The 15,173-nt window shown below is 45.3% G+C and carries 12 protein-coding genes; 6 read left to right on the top strand and 6 right to left on the bottom strand.

Annotation, left to right across the window (positions count from 1 at the left end; all coding sequences use genetic code 11):
* Positions 1 to 47: 47 nt before the first annotated feature.
* On the top strand, positions 48 to 692 hold the full coding sequence (locus HVMH_RS00140; RefSeq protein ID WP_029911422.1) for a MarC family protein: 645 nt from the start codon (positions 48 to 50) through the stop codon (positions 690 to 692).
* 7 nt (positions 693 to 699) lie between these two features.
* Here the strand turns inward: HVMH_RS00140 and HVMH_RS00145 are convergent, their stop codons facing one another.
* The 3 genes from HVMH_RS00145 to HVMH_RS00155 are packed head-to-tail and all read right to left on the bottom strand — an operon-like array spanning position 700 to position 3,431.
* Positions 700 to 2,121, bottom strand: coding sequence for a sensor histidine kinase (locus HVMH_RS00145; protein WP_029911419.1), 1,422 nt, complete (start codon positions 2,119 to 2,121; stop codon positions 700 to 702).
* Complete coding sequence (locus tag HVMH_RS00150; RefSeq protein ID WP_029911416.1) at positions 2,114 to 2,833, bottom strand: response regulator transcription factor; 720 nt, start codon at positions 2,831 to 2,833, stop codon at positions 2,114 to 2,116. The genes HVMH_RS00145 and HVMH_RS00150 overlap by 8 nt, the downstream gene beginning before the upstream one ends.
* A gap of 55 nt (positions 2,834 to 2,888) precedes the next feature.
* The gene (locus HVMH_RS00155) at positions 2,889 to 3,431 is read right to left on the bottom strand and encodes a cytochrome P460 family protein (protein WP_029911414.1); all 543 of its coding nucleotides are present in this window, start codon (positions 3,429 to 3,431) and stop codon (positions 2,889 to 2,891) included.
* A gap of 205 nt (positions 3,432 to 3,636) precedes the next feature.
* Between HVMH_RS00155 and dauA the strand changes: the two genes are divergently transcribed.
* From dauA to HVMH_RS00175, 4 genes are all read left to right on the top strand, one after another.
* Entirely contained in the window at positions 3,637 to 5,364 is a 1,728-nt protein-coding gene (gene dauA, locus HVMH_RS00160) for a C4-dicarboxylic acid transporter DauA (protein ID WP_035628996.1), read from the top strand.
* Positions 5,365 to 5,390: 26 nt separating this feature from the next.
* The gene (zntB, locus tag HVMH_RS00165; protein WP_029911408.1) at positions 5,391 to 6,386 is read left to right on the top strand and encodes a zinc transporter ZntB; all 996 of its coding nucleotides are present in this window, start codon (positions 5,391 to 5,393) and stop codon (positions 6,384 to 6,386) included.
* A 34-nt stretch (positions 6,387 to 6,420) separates the two neighbouring features.
* A complete protein-coding gene (locus HVMH_RS00170) occupies positions 6,421 to 7,722 on the top strand; it encodes an APC family permease (protein ID WP_029911405.1) in 1,302 nt (433 codons plus the stop codon).
* Positions 7,723 to 7,860: 138 nt separating this feature from the next.
* On the top strand, positions 7,861 to 8,688 hold the full coding sequence (locus tag HVMH_RS00175; protein WP_081822735.1) for an RMD1 family protein: 828 nt from the start codon (positions 7,861 to 7,863) through the stop codon (positions 8,686 to 8,688).
* A gap of 539 nt (positions 8,689 to 9,227) precedes the next feature.
* On the opposite strand, the gene HVMH_RS00180 is transcribed toward HVMH_RS00175, so the two are convergent.
* The 3 genes from HVMH_RS00180 to HVMH_RS00190 form a co-directional block, all read right to left on the bottom strand.
* A complete protein-coding gene (locus HVMH_RS00180; RefSeq protein ID WP_029911399.1) occupies positions 9,228 to 9,767 on the bottom strand; it encodes a Spy/CpxP family protein refolding chaperone in 540 nt (179 codons plus the stop codon).
* 301 nt (positions 9,768 to 10,068) lie between these two features.
* Positions 10,069 to 11,241, bottom strand: coding sequence for a DUF3095 domain-containing protein (locus HVMH_RS00185; protein WP_029911395.1), 1,173 nt, complete (start codon positions 11,239 to 11,241; stop codon positions 10,069 to 10,071).
* 16 nt (positions 11,242 to 11,257) lie between these two features.
* Positions 11,258 to 12,205, bottom strand: a complete 948-nt coding sequence (locus HVMH_RS00190; protein WP_029911392.1) for a homoserine kinase — start codon at positions 12,203 to 12,205, stop codon at positions 11,258 to 11,260.
* 75 nt (positions 12,206 to 12,280) lie between these two features.
* Here HVMH_RS00190 and polA point away from each other — a divergent pair, with 75 nt between their 5' ends.
* Complete coding sequence (polA, locus tag HVMH_RS00195; RefSeq protein WP_051623067.1) at positions 12,281 to 15,094, top strand: DNA polymerase I; 2,814 nt, start codon at positions 12,281 to 12,283, stop codon at positions 15,092 to 15,094.
* The last annotated feature ends 79 nt before the right edge of the window (positions 15,095 to 15,173 follow it).

The raw sequence follows: 15,173 nt of genomic DNA on the forward strand, positions 1-15,173 counted from the left end.
TGTGGTTTTTGCATATAATGAACTGACAGAAATTCAGGGGTTTCGCAGTGTTAGAATCCATCTCATTACATTTATTCACCGTTTTTATGGGTTTCTTCGCCATCATGAACCCCATTGCAAACACACCCATTTTTCTCAGCTTAACATCGCAAGACAACACCAAAACCACCAAGCGCATCGCCTTGCGCGCATTGCTGCTGGCATTCGTGATTGTGGTAGCCTTTTCGGTGCTGGGGAAGGTGATTTTCGATTTATTCGGCATTACTTTACCTGCCTTCCAAATCACAGGTGGCTTTATTGTGTTGTTGATTGGCTATCACATGCTACAGGGGAATGCCTCCAGCGTTCACCAACTGAATGAAGAAGACAGCCAAGAGGCGATAGATGCCAAATTGAGTGTGGCGATTTCTCCGCTTGCCATGCCATTGCTGGCTGGGCCGGGGACCATAGCAACAGCCATGAATTTTTCCGCTGGCGGTAGTCTGTTTGAAATGGTGACCACCATTCTTGCGTTTGCAGTGCTGTGTGTCATCACCTATTTCATCTTCATTTTCGGTGAGCGTTTTGTCACCTTTATCGGTGCAGGGGCTTTGGGTGTCATTACACGAATGATGGGATTGATTCTAGCGGTCATTGGCGTGCAAATGCTGATTGAAGGCATCCATGGTGCCTTTCCATTACACGTTAGCTAGCCAGCAATTACGATGCCTTGCTAAGGCGGATTTCAAAACAGTTCTTGTTGGTTTCATGCTCATAGACAAGAGAGCCAGCATGCTTCTCGGCAATAAAGCGCACAATCGCCAACCCGAAGCCCGTATGGTTCTGTGCAGGATGGTTGGCAGCATTTCCAACCGCCAGTTTACTTTCCAATAACCGATTCACTTGGTGTAATTCGTTTCCGGCACTGCATACACGGATGGTGATATCGTCATCAAGGCGATAAAGCCCAAAACTGACCCAACCATCTCCATATTTCATCGCATTATCCAACAGGTTTCTGATAGCGCTTTCCATCAACTCTCTATCAAATGCGATCTCAATGCCTGCATGGATATCTATCCACCAATCAGCATTTGGGGAAAGCGTTTGATACTGTTCAAGTAACGTTTCACAAAACTCACTGAGAGACTGATACTGTGCATTCAACTGAATTAAGTTTGAATCCAGTTTGGCGTACTCGAATAATCTATCCAGATAGTTTTTCAACTTCAAACCATTTTGGAAAGCCGTATCCAAATAATCCATCGAATTGTCGACTTTTGCCTGCTCCATATAACCCAGCAAATTGGTTAAGGGCGTTCTCAAATCATGCGATAAGCTGGAAATCATAAACCGCCGTTGTTGGTCCGCCTGTTGGATATGTTCCAATTGATCATGCAACTGTACTGACATATCGGAAGTGGCGAGTGCCAACTCATCCAATTCGTCATTGAGTTTCTCCGGTGGCGGAATCACGTGCTGCGGCGCCTGTTCAAACCGTTTTACCTTTTCTGACAGCAAGGCAATACGACGATTCAGAAAATAGAACAACGCGCCTCCCAATCCTAAGCCCAACAGCAAACTGGTCAAGAAAGACCAACCACTGAGTTTAAGGAGGATGCTCTCTTGCAACCGTCTGTCGACCTCTTCGGCAATATGAGGCTGAATCACCACATAGAGATAAGCTTCAGGATGCTCGGCATTGGGTAAATAGGCAACCGAAAAGAGGCTTTTACCATCAAAGCTTCTGGGATCGTCACCCAGAATCAGCCCTTCGGATGGATGCTTTAAAAAGCGTTGCAAAGGCTGGATGTCGATATGATTACGCTTGATTTTATCGGCGTTTGCTGAGTACTTAAGCAAGTTTCCGGATAAATCGACAAGATAAATCTCAAGATTCGGATTCAACAGCATATAGCGATGGAAAGTATCTTCAATCGCCGGTTCGTTGAGCTTACCTTGCTTGACCAACTCGTTGTCTTGTATCAAGGTTTGGGCAACATCCGCATTGATCTTAATTTGCACCTGCTTCAAATAGTGGCTGGACAAGGCAAGGCTCAACGCCAGATAACTGATACCCATCACGGAAAAAATCGCGACCAGCCACAAGCTATATTGTCTGGAGATTTTCGATTTAAACATGTTCGATTGTCTCGGATAAACAAACTGGATTCAAACGGTAGCCCACCCCCCAAACCGTTTCTAAAATTTTGGGTTTGGCGGGATTCTTCTCAATTTTCTTTCTCAAGCGATTAATGTGTGAGCTGATGGTGTGCTCAAACCCGAAATAATCTGATCCCCAAATTTGCGCCAACAAATCATGTCGGGTAAAAACTTGGTTTGGAGACACCGCGAACAACTTCAACAGGTCAAACTCCTTAGTGGTCAACTCCAATAAAGTGTCTTTCAGCCAGGCTTGGTGAGATTGCAAATCCAGCTTGAGGCAGCCGACCTGAACAATCGTGTCCAGAGTGTTGTGCGTTCGTGAACGTCTCATCAGAGCTTTAATACGTGCCTTGAGCTCTTCCAGCCCAAAAGGTTTGCTCAAATAATCGTCCGCTCCCAGTTCCAAGCCCGCAACCTTGTCTTGCTCATCGGAACGCGCCGTCAGCATCAAAATAGGGGTAATATGGTTTTGTCTGCGAAAATAACGACAAAACTCAAGACCATCTCCATCAGGAAGAGACAAATCAAGAATAAGAAGATCGATAACATTTGATTCAACATAGGATTTCGCCTGCTCTAATCGATCCAATATCGTGGCTTGTCCTTTGAGGCTGCCTACCTGTAAACGAACCAGATTGGCGATGTCTGCATCATCCTCTACAATCAAAGCTTTGAATAGGTCGCTCATATGAATTCCTTAAACTCTGCCCATCAAGTTGTGTTCTGGGCAGAGGCGCTACCGATTAAGGCAAACGGCTTGGTAAAAGAGCTGGTTTATGGAACACCCAGTCCTGATTTTTCACTGGCGTATGGCAAGCGATGCAGCTGGCATGAGCGGATCCTTTGGCATCTGCAAAAGGCTTTTGCTCCATACCAACCCATCTGGCCCACCCCCAGCCATGGGTATCAGCCCATTTTTTGCTGTCTTTGAACATGAACTCCGCATGAACGAACTTACCAGGAACATCTGCTGTCGGCCAGTGTGGATCTTTCTCTTTTTTCCAAACGATTTTGCCTAATGCAGCGCCATCAGGCCATGGGTTGGTCTTGCCTTCCTCAATCGCCTTAATAGCCGCATCATTTCCTAACACCGCTCGCAGCGTTTTGTTGTCGTCACGGTTGGTAACAGAAATTAATTTCCAATCCTGATAGCCAGCCGGAAATTCAATACCATCCACCGTTGGCGCTGGTAGTTTGTTGGTAGACTGGGCAAAAGAAGCTTGCATAGACAGGCTCAGTCCCAGAAAAACCATTGTTTTCAAGTTTAACATTTTGTGTAGTTTCATTCCTTTTCTCCATGTGATGATTTAAAAAGGAATTTCATTATCGGGTTTGCTAACCCCTTAAATCCTCACGAAATTGTCACAAAACGTATTTTTTATCATTCCTCGCTTCACACCCCCAACCTGGTAGATTTTTGCCTTTGATTTGAGGATTTTGATAAACTTTTGTCTATCACTTCTTTGTTATCTATAGAGGAACATAGCGCCCATGTTGCAAAACTGGTTCCCGAACTTACAGAGTTTTTGGCAAAGCCTTCTTCACCCTTCTGACCTGAAACCCAATGTTTTGGCAGGCTTGACTGTCGGTATCATCGCATTGCCTTTGTCGATGGCACTGGCGATTGCCATTGACGTGCCGCCACAGCATGGTCTTTACACCGCGATGATTGGCGGGGTGGTCATTGCCCTTTTCGGCGGTTCCAAAATCAATATTTCCGGGCCGACGGCAGCCTTTGTCGTGGTCTTACTGCCGATCGTTTACCAATATGGATTGGGCGGTTTGCTGTTAAGTGGACTGATGGCGGGAATACTGCTCATCATCATGGGGCTGACCAATATGGGTCGCCTGATTGAAGTAGTACCGTATCCTGTTACCGTCGGCTTCACCTCTGGGATTGCAGTGGTGATTGCAACCTTACAAATCAAAGATCTGCTTGGCTTGCCATTGCCGACACTAACCGGGCACTTCATTGAAAATGCGGGAACCATTCTTCAGTCATTGCCACAATTTCATTGGCAAGAGGCGCTGATCGGGTTACTGACACTGGTGACCTTTATCCTGTGGAGCAAACAGAAATCTTACATCCCACCTCACCTGATTGCCTTATTGGTCGGCACCCTCACCGCATTGGCACTACCCTATTTTCTGCCTGCCTTTCAGGTCGAAACCATTGGGTCACGCTTTCACTACCTGATGGATGGTGTTTCCGGTCAAGGGATTCCCCCTTTTCTGCCGGAATTGTCCTTGCCTTGGAATCAACCCGGTGCTGACGGCAAACCCTTACATTTGTCTTTTGAGCTGATTCACGATTTACTGGGGCCAGCGATTACCATTGCGCTGTTGGGCTCGATTGAATCACTGCTCTGTGCTGTCGTTGCCGATGGCATGACCGGAACCAAACATCAACCCAACAAGGAGTTAATAGGCCAAGGCATCGGCAATATTGTGGTGCCGTTTTTCGGCGGCATTCCTGCAACCGCGGCCATTGCCCGTACTGCCGCCAGTATTCGCTCCGGTGCTAGCTCACCGTTGGCCTCGGTGGTGCATGCTTTATTTGTATTAGGTGCAATCGTCTTCTTTGCGCCGGTGTTATCGCACATCCCCATGGCAGCTTTGGCGGCACTGTTGATTATGGTGGCGTGGAACATGAGTGAGGCGAAACACTTTATCCGTATTTTGAAAATTGCACCGCGTGCTGATGTTGCCGTGTTGTTGACCTGTTTTTCTATCACCGTGTTGTTCGATATGGTCATGGCGGTCAGCATCGGCATGGGCTTGGCGGCACTGCTGTTTATCAGCCGCAGCATTCAGCTCACGGAAGTGAAAAAATGGGAACATCAATCCGAGCACCCGCATTTGAAAAATTTACCGAAAGAAGTGTTAGTCTATGACATCAACGGCCCATTATTTTTTGGTTCCGCTCAAAAGGCGTTACACAGTATGGCAACCGTCAACCCCGACACTAAGGTCCTCATATTGGATATGAGCGACGTGTCTATGCTTGATATGAGTGCGATAATGGTCTTAGAAACGATTTATTCAAGGTTGCAAGCTCAAAAAATCGCTATCATTATTAATCAATGTAATGAAAGACTGATTTTAAAATTACAAAAAGCCGGCATCCATAAACAAACGGGAAGGGTAGATTTCTCCAAAAACCTTGAAGAAGCCATCGAAATTGCCAAAAATAGTATGCTCAACCCGAAACTAGAATAGCCCTTCACCCTCATCAAGGAGATTGTATGGCCGAACAAGTCGTCCAGGAAACCAGTGAAACAGGATTAATTCATGCATTCTTGATGAACGGTAAAGGCGGTGGTCGGTTATTGAGCTGGGAAGAGCTTCAAGATTGGACACCCGACCAAGGGAAAATCTGGGTTCACTTTGACTACACAGTTACCGCTACCCGCAGCTGGCTGGAAAGCGACAGTGGACTAGATCAAATTATTATCGACGCACTCCTAACGGAAGACACTCGTCCCCGTACCACCAACATAGATGACGGCCTGTTGATTACGCTACGCGGTGTCAACAACAACCCCGGCGCCGACCCTGAAGACATGGTATCTATCCGTATCTGGGCGGAAGCCGATCGCATCATCTCTACTCGCAAACGCAAACTGCTATCCGTCAAAGACTTGTTGCGCCAACTGGAACGCGGCAAAGGACCAAAAGACATGGCGGAGTTCATCGTCTATCTGACAGACAGGCTGGTCTGGCGCATGATTGATACGGTAGATCAACTTGAAGAACAAATCGACGATATCGAAGACAAAGCCCTGACTGAAAACCCAAGTGATTTGCGCCATGACTTATCAGTGTTACGCCGTCAAACTATTGCCCTTCGCCGTTACTTGTCACCGGAACGCGATGCCTTGACTAAAATCATGGTGGAGCAGGTGAGTTGGATTCAGGATATCCACCGCAGAAAAATGCGCGAAGTCGGTGAGCGCCTGATACAGCACATTGAAGATATCGATGTGGTCAGAGAAAGAACCTCGGTAATGAACGAACAATTATTGAGCCGCTTGTCCGAACAGTTGAACCAGCGCATGTATGTGCTATCAATCTTATCTGCCATTTTCTTGCCTTTGGGGTTCCTGACCGGTTTATTGGGGGTCAACCTTGGCGGTATTCCTGGCGCTCAAGGCAACTCGGCCTTTTGGATCTTTGTCGGGCTCTTATGTTTGGTCGTCCTAGGCCAAGTGGCTGTCCTCAGGTGGAAAAAATGGTTATAGCATCTATGTCGACTAGGTCTTGCGGAGGCGCTACATGACCGAACCTGTCCGCAGTGTCAGCTTGCTTGGCGCACTTGCCATCGGTATCGGTGGCATGGTGGGGGGTGGTATTTTTGCCGTATTGGGTGAAGCGGTTTCTTTGGCACATGGCGCGACGGCGGTTGCCTTCCTGGTCGCTGGTGCAGTCGCCTTATTAACCTCTTATGCCTACGCCAAGCTATCGGTAACATTTCAAAGTCAGGGTGGAACAGTCGTTTTTATTGACAAGGCTTTCCGCCACAACATCCTATCAAGCAGTATGAATTTCATGCTATGGTTGAGTTATCTGGTAACGATTTCACTCTACGCCGTGGCTTTTTCCTCCTATGCCCAGACATTTTTTCCGAATGAACACTCCAATCTACTGAACCACTTTTTTATCACCTTGGCGATTCTTCTGCCCACGTTGATCAATTGGATCAGTGCGGCTTTCGTCAGTCGCTCAGAAACCTTCATTGTCCTCATCAAAGTGTTTTTACTGGTGGTTATTATCGTCACCGGTGCGAGTTTTGTTGACCCAAAAGCTCTCGATCCTCATCAGTGGAAAGCACCCTTTTCCATCTTTGTGGCGGGGATGATTATTTTCGTCGCCTATGAAGGATTTGAGTTGATTGCCAATTCCGCAGAAGAAATCAAAGACCCGGAGCGTAACTTGCCCCGCGCATTTTACGGCTCAATACTTTTCGTGATTTTGCTGTATGTGCTCATCGCCATCATCACCGTTGGCGCAGTACCCGAAGCACAACTGATGCAGGCAAAGGACTATGCGTTGGCATTGGCGGCGAAACCGGCAATGGGACAACTCGGCTTTACTTTGGTAGCAGTTGCTGCCCTGTTAGCGACTTTTTCCGCCATCAACGCCACCATATACGGCAATGCTCGCTTGGGTTACATCATCGCCAAAGAAGGCAATTTGCCGAAGTTCCTGGAGAAGGAAAAGCGTAACCAACCCTTTATGGCGACAGTCGCTACATCCGTACTCAGCTTGCTACTCGCCAATAGTATTTCTTTGAATGAAATCGCGATTATCGGCAGTGCAAGTTTCTTGCTGGTGTTTCTGATGGTCAATCTAAGTGCTTTAAAGCTCTATGACCAAATCCAAGGCAATCGCTGGATATTCTTCATTGCCGGTATGTCGAGCTTGGCGGCACTCATCACCTTACTGATACACACCTACGAAACCCAAAAAGTGGCAGTACTTATTTTCTTTGCTTTCGTCTTACTGTCCGTCAGTTTCGAAGTGCTATATGGCCGTTGGGTGAGAGGTCATTTCTTCTATCGTTCTTATCCCCTTTAGCGGCGATTTACCACATAGAAACGGGCGCTTGAAAAAGATTCATTCAGGCCATAAACATTCCAAAAACAACGCATTGCTTTATTTTAAAATATCCCAACCTGGCAGATTTTCATGCTGTTATTACTTTACTAAGGAATCATGATGAACACTTCATCGCCCGCTTCTAAAATCGCTCAGATTAACCTGCTGTCTGTTTATCTTCCCGCAGATTTCAGCCATATGGAGGTAGCGGATAAACTGAATATTCCTTTGAAAAAAGGAATTGAAGCCTCCTTCTACGCCGAAATCACCGACACCTCGCCGAGCCGCTTTCTGTTCTTCACTCAGTTTGACGTCATCACCTTCGTCAATTGGCCGAAAGAAGATGTCAGCAAGGCGTTGAAGAAGCTCGGTTTAACGCAATCCTATGAGCAGGCGACGCTCTACCAAGACTACAACATCACTTTGAATACAGACGCCACCACCCCTTTTCACGTAGACAACAACAAAATTGAGTTGCGCGAATTGAGCCTTTGGCCACTGATGATTGTCAGCTTGGTCATTGCGCAAAGTGTGGGTCTGGAGAAATTCGAAAAAGAGGTCGACCGCTTTTACAGCAAAGGTCGAAATATGGTTGAGACCTCCACTTCCTTTAGCTGGATGAAGCGCCATGAGTTTGCCGACTATGCAATTGAATTAAGTCTTTTGCGCCATGATATGGTGCTGGATTTGATGCTGTTGGATAAGCCCAATATCCTTTGGGACAATGAAGCTTACGAGCAACTATACAACCGCTTGGCAGAACTCTTAGATCTTCAGGAACGTTTTGAGGTGGTGACTTATAAGCTCAACACGCTGAAAGAAGATATAACGATGATGATCGATCTTTATCAACACAAACACAGTTCTTTCTTGGAGTGGATCATTATTCTGCTGATTCTTGTGGAAGTATTCATGGGATTCTGGGAGATGTTTTTCAAGCATTAAAAGCGCGTTAAACAACGGATTCATTTCGCTCTATCATGACGCGAATTGTTATAAATTGTTTCTATATTGGCAAGCTTAACGGCAAAAAACACTAGTAACTTCAACAACTTTAGGCTTATCATTGAAAGTGGTGATGTCAGAATCTCTGACATCAAATATCAATTAAGTCAATTTTCACACCCATGTGGATAGCAATACCCACATTTCCATCATTGGTTCCCGCCAAGCTAAAGCTTTTGGGAATTTGTTTTTTGAACATCCTTGGTAAAAAGGATTGAACGTTTGTTCGAGAAAACTGGAGAGTCACCCATGGAAGATTTAATTGCATCTAGCGGAGCGATTATGATGATTGCTCTGTGTGTTAGCCTCGTAGTAGCACTACGCGCTGCTATTCCTCAATAAGAAGTTGTTAACTAGGAAAAAAGCCCAGAATTTCTGGGCTTTTTTGTTTATCGCAAAAGTTCAGCGATTGTCCAGACAATAAAAAAACCAGCACAAGGCTGGTTTCAGGTTTCATTCAGCGATATGAAAAGCTGAAATTATGAAGCCTTAGCGGCTGGTGCAGGCTTTGGCATCATTTTTTTCGGATGATGAAAGTTGTCCGCCAACATTGTGAACTGTTCTGGCGTCAATACAGAGCGTACGAACGCACGACATTTCAATTTAGCATGCATGATATCTGAGCGCACTTTCAAAGACTGCTCACCCACTTTGATGATGTCTTTATCATCCTTGCCAGCCAATGCCATATTGCGAGCTTCTGCTTCCAAATGCATCACATTTTTGATCATGGCTTTAACATTTGGAAAATGCTCTTTGTGATATTTAGCCAATTTTTCATATTGCTCTTTAGTTAGCTTAAGCGGATTGCCGTGCGTGTAACTTCTTAGCAATTTCGGCATCAGGTTCGGCATAAAGTTCGCATGCAGTAGTTCATGATAAAACCCTTTGCCATTAGGCTTCTTCATCGGTTTTTCCATGGCTTTGGCAGGCGCAGGTGCTGGCTCTGCTGCTTGGGCAGATAGCGTAAACGCGCTGGTTGCAAAAACGAACAACACTAATTTCAAAAAACGTTTCATTAAAATTTCCCTCGTAAGGTAAAACAAGAAAAATCCAAAATATGACAAAACTTAAGTGCCGCCGATTACCTGCATGAAGTGATTACCACTTCCTTCAAAATAATCAAAAGCCTTCACATCGGCTTATATCAGTTTTGGGTCAAGTAGAAGAAAAACCATGAGAACTCACAACGTGAACTCCTCAAAAAGTGAGAACCACAAATTTTTCGCCACTAGATTATTCCTAAAAAATGCTTTTTCAAAACTATTTTTCAACGGCGAATCAAAGTTCAATGATTTAGACAGGATTACACAAAATAAATTAATGGACAGGTGCTTCTGACCCTAGTTTTATTTGGGCTTTGAGCTGTTTTGCCGCCACGGCATAACCACCATCAGCGGCATCGACAAAGTGGACGTGATCGGTTCCAGTCTTTTCGACAAGACAGGTAATTACTGCGGCATTGGTTTGATGGCAACCGTAAAAAAGAATACCCGCCCGATGTTGTTCTTCCAACCAGGACAACAGGTTTTGTAAATCAGATTGGTTGCAGGACATTACTGTTTTGAAGTTATCGTCAAGTTTTTGATAATCGGTATTTTCTACCAAATCGGCCTTGTAGTCGCCCCATTCATACCCATTAACCGCCTTGTTGGTTTTTATCCAATAGACACCCACTAGGCTTTCCAGACGAATGCGAATCGCTGTTTTCAAACGATACCAAAGGTTGTGATGAAAACTTTTCGCGAGTGTCTCTGCCTTGAGCTTCTCGGCACTGAAACTTAATGACAAATTATCCTGACTTAATGGGTGGTGCTCAATTCGGTCACCCAACAACTCATCAACTTTTTGGGTCAGCTTCCGATAGAGCGCCAAGGTATCTTTGTTTTCCGCTAGTCGAGATTTAACCAACAGGCTAAAAGTGACTTGTTTGGGGCTTGGGATCTGGTTCCAACGACATTCAAAACCGGAAAAGTCGGCATCTGAAATCGTGTCTTCCGATAATTCATAACCGAGGTGGCTTTTAACCAGTCCATCAGCTTCATCCATGCCGCCCCCCATGAAAAAATACTGGGTCAGGTTCGGCGCACTTCGGTAACGACATAGATGTATTTTTTGCGTTAAAGCTTGATAAGGCACAATACCAACGCGAAGTTTTAAGTCCAGGCCATCTGAAGCGAGTTCTTGGCAACCGCGCAATGCGCGCCGGACTTTTTCCATCAACTCTGGTGGCAGACAAAAACTGGCACCATCGCCACCGAATACATAGGGAATTTTCTGAGGCTTAGTGGCATTCACCACCGCAGCGATGGTACTGCCACCAACGGCGTTTACATCACGATAGCGACCCTGCTCGATTGCTTTGGTTGAGTTCACCACATCGGTGACGACCACATACCAATCTTTAGGTAGCTCGGTATAGGCGTCACAATTGAGTGTTTGTTCGAGTCGGGTAAAGAGAGGAATGCTTTCCTCAAAGTCCTTTAAAGACATGCGCTTTGATAAGCCACTACAATGGCTGCGCATGGTTCTGATGATAGGTCAGAACCGATTTGAAGACATTTGGATCCTTGATTTGCGTCATTTCCCCTTCGCGCGGCATGTGTTTATCTTTTAATCTCGAAAGGAAAAAACGTAATGCTGCTAAACGCAAAGCGTAAGGCCAAGTGACCTTTTCTTGCCAGGTCAATTCACGAATCTGCTGATAGCTCGACAACATTGCGGCGACCTTGTCACTATCGTAAGTAAGATCAGGCAAACGACACCAGTCATTGACCATTACGGCAAGGTCATAAAGCAATGGACCATTACAGGCGTAGTATAAATCGATAATCCCGGAAAGCTCATTGCCATCAAACAAGGCATTGTCACAGAATAGGTCGGCATGAATAACACCTTGTGGCAAGACTTCCCACTCATAATTAGAAAGCGTGTTGATCTCTTCGGAAATCAGGGCAACTTCATCTTTAGGCAAGAGGGGTTGAATCAAATCGAATGTGGTTTGCATCCAATCCAGATTACGGTCATTTTCGCGGAAATCCTCAAAATCCTGTCCAGCAAGATGGAACTTGGCCATCTGCTCGCCCATGACTTCGCACTGCTTTAGAGTCGGTAGCTCAACGCCATCGCCTTTCAAGCGCTCCACCAAAGCGGCGGGCTTACCTTGTAAAGACTTCAAATAGCCGTTGGACAGACTTTTTTCCGGGTGAGCCGTAGGAATAGCGTGCTCAGCCATGAAGGCCATGATATTCAGGAAGTAAGGCAATTCACCAAACGTATGATGTTCAAATACCGTTAAGACAAATTGCTGAAGCTGACCGTCTTTTTCCGTGTTGACAAAATAATTGGTATTCTCAATTCCGGCACTAATTCCCTCGTAAGAGGCCAAGGCTCCGACATTATAATCCGCTAGGAAAGCTTCCAGTTCTGCTTGTTCTATGACTGTATAGACCGACACACTCTAAATCCGGTTAATATAGGTTAAAATAATCATCGAATTTTACCATAACTCAATAAATCTCTAGGCAGTTTCATGACAGCAATGCAACTTGAATTCAATCCAAAAGCGCCCTTTATTCTCGTAGACGGTTCTTCTTATCTATTCCGCGCTTTTCACGCCATGCCTCCTTTGACAAATTCCAAAGGTCATGCCACTGGCGCAATTTTCGGTGTGATCAATATGATCGGAAAATTGTTGGAGCAATATCAACCTGAACGCATTGCCGTGGTATTCGATGCCAAAGGCAAGAACTTCCGTCATGAAATGTATGAAGAGTACAAGGCGCATCGCCCACCGATGCCAGATGAACTGAGAATTCAAATAGAACCGATTCACCAAATTATCAAAGCGTTAGGAATCCCTCTTTTGGTGATTGACGGTGTTGAAGCCGATGATGTCATGGGAACCCTTGCACAACAAGCCACTGAAGCGAAAATGGACGCTCTATTGTCAACGGGTGATAAAGATATGGCGCAACTGGTGAATGAACATATCACCCTTATCAACACTATGAATGACACGTTGATGACACCGGAAAAGGTGTTGGAAAAGTTTCATGTGAAACCTGAACAAATAATCGACTACCTTGCCTTGATGGGCGACAGCTCAGACAATATTCCAGGAATTCCGAAATGCGGTCCAAAAACGGCGGCAAAGTGGCTGGAAGAGTACGGCACCATCGAAAATTTGATAAACCATGCCGACGAAATCAAGGGGAAAATTGGGGAAAGTCTGCGAGATAACTTGGATCAATTAAAACTGTCACAACAATTGACAACAATCCGCATTGATTGCGATTTGCCGGTTCACCTCAGTGACATCAAACGCCATACACCCGATGTCCAGGCATTGGCAGAACTTTTTGCCGAGTATGACCTACGAAACTGGCAAGGACAAATCGCGAAAGGCCAGCTTCCATTCAGCAAGTTCACAGGGCGCAAAGCGCATAGCGCAACCCTGGTCAGTGAACATAATGGCAAACACCACTCAAACCCAGCCCAGCCTGCAACATCAGAAAACTTCGAAATCGCGCCCTACGAAACGATTTTGGATGAAAGCACTTTTGAACAATGGCTGACAAAACTTAAGGAAGCCGATTGTTTCGCCATAGATACTGAAACCACCTCATTAGATACCATGATCGCCCAAATCGTCGGTATCAGTTTTGCATACGAATCATCTGGCAAGATTCACGCGGCTTATGTTCCGTTAAAGCATGACTATGAGGGTGCGCCTAACCAGCTGGATTTCGAACAAGCACTCAGCCGCCTGAAACCTATTTTAGAAAGTGAACAAATCCAGAAAGTTGGACAAAACCTGAAATATGATTGGCATGTTTTTATGAATCATGGCATTGAACTAAAGGGGATTGCCTACGACACCATGTTGGAATCCTATTGTTTGAACAGCGTGGCAACGCGTCACAATATGGATGACTTGGCTTTGAAATACCTTAACCATAGCACTATCCATTTCGAAGACATCGCTGGTAAGGGCAAAAATCAACTGACATTCAACCAAATTCCTGTTGAGCAGGCTGCGCCTTATGCTGCGGAAGATGCCGATATTACTTTGCGACTGCATTTCACTATTTGGCCACAACTGAAAAAAGATGAAGGGCCTTGCCGCATTTTCAAAGACATTGAAATGCCTTTGTTAACGGTCTTGGCAAAAACCGAACGTAACGGTGTACTCATCGACAAGCAAATGCTCGCCGATCAATCTTATGAGATTGGTGAAAAACTGGTTCAACTTGAACAAGATGCTCACTTGATTGCAGGAACGCCATTCAACCTGAATTCTTCCAAACAGCTACAAGAAGTACTGTTTGATAGATTGAATCTACCCGTTTTGAAAAAGACACCAAAAGGCCAACCCTCAACTGCGGAACCTGTTTTAGCGCAACTGGCAGATGAAGGTCACGAATTACCAACTTTGATTTTAGAATACCGTAGCTTGGCAAAATTGAAATCCACCTACACCGATAGTCTTCCAAAACAAATCAATGAAAAAACCGGGCGCGTTCATACTTCTTATCAGCAAGCGGTGGCTTCGACTGGACGCTTATCGTCTACGGAACCAAATTTGCAAAACATCCCCGTTCGTAATGCCGAGGGTCGTCGTATTCGCCAAGCGTTTATTGCACCGAAGGGGTATAAAATCGTTGCCGCAGATTACTCGCAAATTGAACTCCGCATCATGGCACATTTATCAGGAGACGCCAATTTAGTCACAGCATTCACTGAAGGGAAAGATATCCACCAAGCAACTGCCGCAGAAATTTTTGGTATGCCACTTGAAAGTGTCACTAGCGAACAGCGTCGTAGTGCCAAAGCAGTGAACTTCGGATTAATTTATGGTATGTCCGCATTTGGCTTGGCAAAACAGTTGAATATCCCTAGAAATCTAGCTCAGGAATACATCAACCTGTATTTCAGCCGCTACCCCAGCGTGCAAACCTATATGGAGAGTACCCAAGCGAATGCGCGTGAGAACGGTTATGTTGAAACCTTATTGGGGCGCCGTCTTTATTTGCCCGACATCAATGCTAAAAATGGTCAACTACGTCAATATGCCGAACGTACAGCTATTAACGCGCCGATGCAAGGCACCGCTGCCGATATTATTAAACGTGCGATGATTGATATTCAAAAATGGTTAGATACGTCCGATTTGAACCTCAAAATGTTGATGCAGGTACATGATGAATTGGTTTTTGAAGTTGCAGAAAAGGATATAGAGGCTGCTCAACCGGAGATCAAACGCATAATGGAAGCCGCTTTATCACTAGATGTGCCTTTGATTGTTGAAGTCGGTCAAGGTGACAACTGGGATGAGGCGCATTAACGATTATCCAATAGCGACAATATTGCTAAAAAATAGATAAAAATTAAAATTGAGAGCCTTTAGATAGCTTTCATATTAA

The organism is Hydrogenovibrio marinus, assembly GCF_013340845.1.
In the GTDB taxonomy this organism is placed as follows: Bacteria; Pseudomonadota; Gammaproteobacteria; order Thiomicrospirales; family Thiomicrospiraceae; genus Hydrogenovibrio; species Hydrogenovibrio marinus.

What these genes read in the sequence shown, in the direction of transcription:
- HVMH_RS00185 (WP_029911395.1), bottom strand. Translation starts at nt 11,241, where the DNA reads ATGTCTTTAAAGGACTTTGAGGAAAGCATTCCTCTCTTTACCCGACTC.
- dauA (WP_035628996.1), top strand. Translation starts at nt 3,637, where the DNA reads ATGTTGCAAAACTGGTTCCCGAACTTACAGAGTTTTTGGCAAAGCCTT.
- polA (WP_051623067.1), top strand. Translation starts at nt 12,281, where the DNA reads ATGACAGCAATGCAACTTGAATTCAATCCAAAAGCGCCCTTTATTCTC.
- HVMH_RS00170 (WP_029911405.1), top strand. Translation starts at nt 6,421, where the DNA reads ATGACCGAACCTGTCCGCAGTGTCAGCTTGCTTGGCGCACTTGCCATC.
- HVMH_RS00175 (WP_081822735.1), top strand. Translation starts at nt 7,861, where the DNA reads ATGATGAACACTTCATCGCCCGCTTCTAAAATCGCTCAGATTAACCTG.
- zntB (WP_029911408.1), top strand. Translation starts at nt 5,391, where the DNA reads ATGGCCGAACAAGTCGTCCAGGAAACCAGTGAAACAGGATTAATTCAT.
- HVMH_RS00150 (WP_029911416.1), bottom strand. Translation starts at nt 2,833, where the DNA reads ATGAGCGACCTATTCAAAGCTTTGATTGTAGAGGATGATGCAGACATC.
- HVMH_RS00145 (WP_029911419.1), bottom strand. Translation starts at nt 2,121, where the DNA reads ATGTTTAAATCGAAAATCTCCAGACAATATAGCTTGTGGCTGGTCGCG.
- HVMH_RS00155 (WP_029911414.1), bottom strand. Translation starts at nt 3,431, where the DNA reads ATGAAACTACACAAAATGTTAAACTTGAAAACAATGGTTTTTCTGGGA.
- HVMH_RS00180 (WP_029911399.1), bottom strand. Translation starts at nt 9,767, where the DNA reads ATGAAACGTTTTTTGAAATTAGTGTTGTTCGTTTTTGCAACCAGCGCG.